The sequence below is a fragment of the Mesorhizobium sp. M1E.F.Ca.ET.063.01.1.1 genome (assembly GCF_003998155.1).
Lineage (GTDB): Bacteria > Pseudomonadota > Alphaproteobacteria > Rhizobiales > Rhizobiaceae > Mesorhizobium.
The window spans coordinates 1-3,544 of the sequence record NZ_RZSC01000615.1; the positions used below are offsets into that span (position 1 = coordinate 1).

The 3,544-nt window shown below is 62.2% G+C and carries 3 protein-coding genes; all 3 read right to left on the bottom strand.

Annotated features, from left to right (window positions below):
- Positions 1-924: porin (locus tag EOA29_RS29215; protein WP_145969852.1), on the bottom strand; the 924-nt coding region annotated here is incomplete at its 3' end.
- A 376-nt stretch (positions 925-1,300) separates the two neighbouring features.
- Entirely contained in the window at positions 1,301-1,966 is a 666-nt protein-coding gene (locus EOA29_RS29220; protein WP_348628921.1) for an antitoxin Xre/MbcA/ParS toxin-binding domain-containing protein, read from the bottom strand.
- Positions 1,967-2,400: 434 nt separating this feature from the next.
- A complete protein-coding gene (locus EOA29_RS29225; RefSeq protein WP_126090498.1) occupies positions 2,401-3,393 on the bottom strand; it encodes an adenosine kinase in 993 nt (330 codons plus the stop codon).
- Between the last annotated feature and the right edge of the window lie 151 nt (positions 3,394-3,544).

Consider the following 3,544-nt stretch of genomic DNA (forward strand, 5'->3'; position numbering starts at 1 on the left):
ATAGGTACCACCGCCCCACACCGCCCAGTTGCCGCTCCACTGCTTGTAGAAGCCGCGACCGTGGGCGTCGATAACGTTACCCGCATCATCGTTAAGGTTGTCGTCAGTGCCATAGCCGCCCATGATGAACAGGGACAGGTTGTCCATCGGCTTGATGTCCAAGCGAACTTTGCCGGCCACCTCTTCGTAGTTGCTGTCGTAAGCGACGACGCCGGTGATCGCACCCCAGCCCTGCGTGTACTTCACGCCGCCGACGACATGCGGAACGTAGCTATCGATCGTGCCAACCACGCCGGAGCCTTCTTCGAGCGAAGCCACGGCCGAGAAGCCATTGCCGGCGTCGAAGTAGTACTGGACAACGTTGGTATCGAAATCGCCATAGGGCACCAGCGTATCCTGGATGACGCTACCGGCGTAGCCGATGAACGTATCGAAGGCCGATTCGTCCTTACCGACGCGGAGACCGCCGAGCTGGATCCAGGCGAATTTCACCGTGACGCCCTTGTCGACGGCGGGATTGCCGGAGACGACGGTGCCATAGCCGTTGCTGTTGCCGAAGTTGAAGCGCATTTCGGTGTAAGTCTTCAAGGTGCCGAGCTCGGTTTCCTGGCCGGTCCAGGTCTTGAAGGTGAAGCGGGCGTTCTTCTTCCAGGTGTCCTGCTGGTCACCGTCTTGGTGGTCGAACGACTTCGCGCCGTCGAACGAGCCGACGTCGCCGAGGCCGATGTCATAGCGGACATAGCCGCCGATGCGCAGGCAGGTTTCGGTGCCGGGGATGTAGAAGTAACCGGCCCCGTACACGTCGCAGATCTTGACGTATTCGGCCGGTTCCGGCTCGGCGACGGTGACCGCGTCGGCGGCGCGGGCGCCCGAAACTGCGATCAGCGCCGCAGCGGAGCCGAGAAGAAGGCTCTTGATGTTCATTTTCTTGAATCTCCAGTCAAAGGTTCAAGACAGGCTCGGCATGCCATCCGGCTTTTTTGCCACCCCGTCCCCATCGTTGAAAAAGCCGCGCACCGGCGCCGCTTCTTCGCCTTCGACATGGCCTAATTAGCTGTCGTTCACAACAGAGATTGTGTCGGAAAAACGGCTTCTGGACTCTTATGGAAGTCTTGTTGCGTAAATATCACGTCACATATTTGAAAGAATGGCACATATTGCACAATGTATACGTTCTAAAAGGATATTTTACCTGACAGGCGTTCCAGATGTGCCATTTGTTACAGTTTTGTGACGAAAGAACAGCCGGCTAAAATTCTAGAAAATAGTTGAGCCAGAGGCGAGGAGCCACGCTGCAGACTCAGGCCCGGGACAAGCTGCGCGCGACGCGAACGACATCCTCGATCATGTCCTCGCGCAGCATTTCGATGGGGATGCGCCCGCCCAACTCAGCGGACGGGCGAGTGAGCCAGAACCAGGCCAGCCTCGGATTGGTGATCGCCGCCAACACCTCGCTTATGCCCGGGGCCGGCCTGCCGTCGACGAACTGGGCGAGCGGGAAGACGTGTTTGCGGCCGCCCTTGCGAAGGGCGATGACCTCGCCCCGCCTTTGCCAGCGATGCAGCGTCGAGCGCGGGATGCGGAATCTTTCTTCCAGGTAGGTCGACCCGGCAACCTCGCCGGCCCAGTCTTCGATGAGCATCGACTGGAGCTCGGAGGCTCGCTCGGCCAAAGGCCGGGAAGCAGATTTGCGAGGCCCCGCCGTCGGGCTTTCGTCCACGCTTTCGGCGCCTGCCTGGTCTGCCCGCACGATTTTTTCCGCCATCGCGCGGAAAAACGCGGACGTCAGCTCGGTCCAGCCACCCTTGAAGGAGGTGATTGCGAGCCGTTGCGTCTGAGACAGGAAGGGAAGGGCGGCGGCAACGCTGCCTGCAATCGCGCTGGCGGAGGCCAGGGCTTCCGCGTCCAGCAGAATGCCATGCCGCATCAATGCCTGTTGCACCGCTTCGGCCACCAGGCCGGCCAAGGCCTCCTGCGAAATCCCTTCAGGCGGATTCTGAAATCTGGTCATGCGTCTGTCTTGCGTGCCGCGCTCTCCTCCCCCTGGCCGCGGCTGGTTTTTGAACGGCTACAACGGAAAGCGGCAATCGCAATGGCGACAGATGCAGCGACCGTGAAGGTTGCTGTCTTGCATTTTCTTTGACACCCCAACTGTTGCGGGCATCCCGAGATGTCAGTCACGGAACGCCTACCATGCCTGTAGGAGCGATCTATGACAGCGGCGCGACAGATGCCGCTCTTCCTTCTCCCCTTGTGGGAGAAGGTGGCCTCGCGGAGCGAGGTCGGATGAGGGGTGTTCCAGCTTGGCGCCAGCTTACCCCTCACCCGGATTGCCAGCCGATTTGTGAAGAACAAATCGGGGCAATCCGACCTCTCCCACAGGGGGAGAGGTAAGAGGCGCTACAGCAGCCCCGCCTGCTCGGCCTCGCGGCGCAGGTTTTGTCGGGGCCGCGGGCCGATCTGCTGGATCACCAAGCCGGCCGCCAGCGAGCCGAGGTCGCCGCAATCCTTGAGGCTGCGTCCGGTCGTGTAGCCATAGAGAAAGCCGGCGGCGTAGAGGTCGCCGGCGCCGGTCGTGTCGACCAGTTCCTTGATCGCCGTCGCCTTGATGGGGACGGTCTCGTCGCCGCGCACGATCACCGAGCCCTTTTCCGAGCGGGTGACGGCGGCGATCTTGCAGTCCTTGCGAATGGCGGCGAGGGCGTCCTCGAAGGAAGCGGTCTGGTAGAGCGACCTGATCTCGTGGCTGTTGGCGAAAACGATATCGACCGTGCCCGAACGCATCAGCTCGAGGAACTCGTCGCGGTAGCGGTCGACACAGAAGGAATCCGACAGCGTCATCGACACTTCGCGGCCTGCGGCGTGCGCCAGCTTCGCGGTCTGCCGGATCGCCTCCTTGGCGCGCGGCGGATCCCACAGATAGCCCTCGAAATAGGTGACCTTGGCGCCGGCGGCCTTGTCGGCTTCGACGTCTTCCGGTCCGAGCTCGATACACGCACCGAGATAGGTGTTCATCGAGCGCTCGCCGTCCGGCGTGACGAAGATCATCGAGCGCGCCGTCGGCGGTTCGCCTCTGAGCGGCCTGGTGTCGAAGGCCACGCCCTGGGCATGGATATCGTGGGTGTAGATCTCGCCGAGCGCGTCGTTCGACACCTTGCCGAAGAAGGCGACGCGGCCGCCGAAGCTCGCCACGCCGGCGGCCGTGTTGCCGGCGCTGCCGCCCGAGGCCTCGATCGCCGGTCCCATGCGGTTGTAGAGCAGCTCGGCACGCCTGGTGTCGATGAGGTTCATCGCGCCCTTGATGATGCCGTTGGTTTCGAGGAAGGCCTCGTCGCACTGGGCGATGATGTCGACAATGGCATTGCCGATGCAAAGCACGTCATATTCCGGCATCAATGTCTCCGCCAACGACCACCGGCTTTCTGCCATGCCGGCCGGGCGCGGGTCTAGCGGCTTGCAACTGCTTTGCCTACCCCGAAAATCGGCTCCGGTTTGCTTCGTGCCGACTTCGGCGGGGATTGTTCGCCGGCTGCGGCAGCGGTCG